At 41.2% G+C, this 1,739-nt stretch carries 2 protein-coding genes; one reads left to right on the forward strand and one right to left on the reverse strand.

The window, feature by feature from the left end:
* A partial coding sequence (locus tag A3735_RS19430; protein ID WP_156499772.1) for a 7TM-DISM domain-containing protein occupies positions 1-531 on the reverse strand: 531 nt, incomplete at its 3' end.
* A gap of 311 nt (positions 532-842) precedes the next feature.
* Here A3735_RS19430 and A3735_RS19435 point away from each other — a divergent pair.
* Positions 843-1,739, forward strand: an 897-nt coding sequence (locus tag A3735_RS19435; RefSeq protein ID WP_068638497.1) for a hypothetical protein, incomplete at its 3' end; no start/stop codon positions are given.

The following is a 1,739-nucleotide window of genomic DNA, read 5'->3' on the forward strand; positions in this document are numbered from 1 at the left end:
AAGCTCTGTATGGTTTTCTGGAATACTAAAAACAAAAGTAGGTAAATCTACCTTTCGGCTTTTAAATGGTAAGTGGTCGCCGGTATTGACTTGTTTGACGATGCGGCCGTCATTGACAAAATAAATCGATACACGGTCGTGATGAGGGTAATCTAATTTAACAAAATACTGTTGGTCGATATGAAAGCGCTGTTTGTGTAGCTTAAAGCGGAACCAGTAAGGCGCGTTCGTCTGCCCAAAGTGCTGAATGTGCTCGGTATTTTTTGTCCATTTATTTTTATCTATTGCTAGCACATCATTGATGCTTGCCGAAAAGGAACTGTCCAAGTAGTAATCTAGATAAGGTAGTGCATTAACTTCATCTACTATTTTGCTTACCTTAATTGTTTCGTACTGCGATGACGTGCTTTGTGCTAAGGATGGCTTAGAAATCGCGAGACTGACCCACAGCCCAATAGTGGCAATAAGCAAGATAAGCCATGCCATTTGAGAGCGTTCAGGAAGTAGGTCTATCTTTCTGTGAATGCTCATGCTCTGCTCAGAGTCCGATGTGCGTAGTTAGCTAGTGATTGGTGTGTAGTTGTTAGTATAGTGGATGTCTGAGAAATAGTTTCTAGAAAGCCATAAAAAACGCCGGATTTATAACAAATATGATAACCGGCGCAACTTGAATTTTGTCTAGTTTAGTTTTTAGGTCTGTCTATTGTTGCGAGTAAGGGCGAGGGTGCCTTGCGTTTTTAATAGCCCAGAATCTAAGCAAAGATGATAAGTAAGAGGCTATAATTACTAAAGTTGTTCAGATGGCATCCGATAAACTATAGCAACACCAAAGGGAAATCTTAGTGACTGCGCAACAAACAAACAATGCGGATACAAGCAAAACTGCATCTCTTGATAGCTTGTTAAATGATATCGATCAAAATAATGGCTTGGCCTCTGGTGATGACGCAGAGGAAAATAGCAGGCGCAAGACTCCCGATCGACGGCATACAAGCAAAAAACCTCGAGGAACTGTTGAGCGTCGTTTAGAAGACGACCGACGCCAAAAGAAAAGTATTGTTGATAACGCGCGAGAGCGTATTCTTGCACAAAAGGCCGAATTAAAACTGCAGCAACATAGGAAGAAGATATTACTTGCAGGCTGTGAGCCTGTAATGGGCTTGAACTATGATCACCTCGCAATGGACGATTACCCCGATAACACCTTGGTAGCCGAAGCTCGGAGAGATAGAGATTACTGGGTACTTATATGTGCTATTTTCGCGTCCTTGTTTGTATTTAGTTTGTTAGGTTTGCTTGATGCCTGGGTTGGTGGTGTTGGTTGTGGTATGGCTTTTCTATCTGCTTTTTTTGCATTCTCTCCTATGCGGAAGTTCTTTTTCTCTCGTCCACATTTACATGAGTTGCTAGCTAAAAGAAAGGTGATCGAATACGGAGCTTTACACCATATTCAGTACCTTGAAGGCACTGACGGGCTCGCATGGCGTTGCCAAAAATTGACAAAATTCAACCCGAACTTATCCAAGAGCCTCTTTAACGGTATATATCGTTACTCTAAAGATCGATCACTGCTAAACTATATGCAAAACAAAAAGACAATTCGTCTGTATTTGTTATTAATGGTTGAAGCTCAAAAGGCCTATAAACGCTTGGAAAAAGAATATCTAGAGAGCCATTTTAAGCATCTTGACCAAGGCTGGGATGACAGAATTGATGAGCTTGAAGCTAGCAAACTTGAA

The organism is Oleiphilus sp. HI0061 (assembly GCF_001635675.1).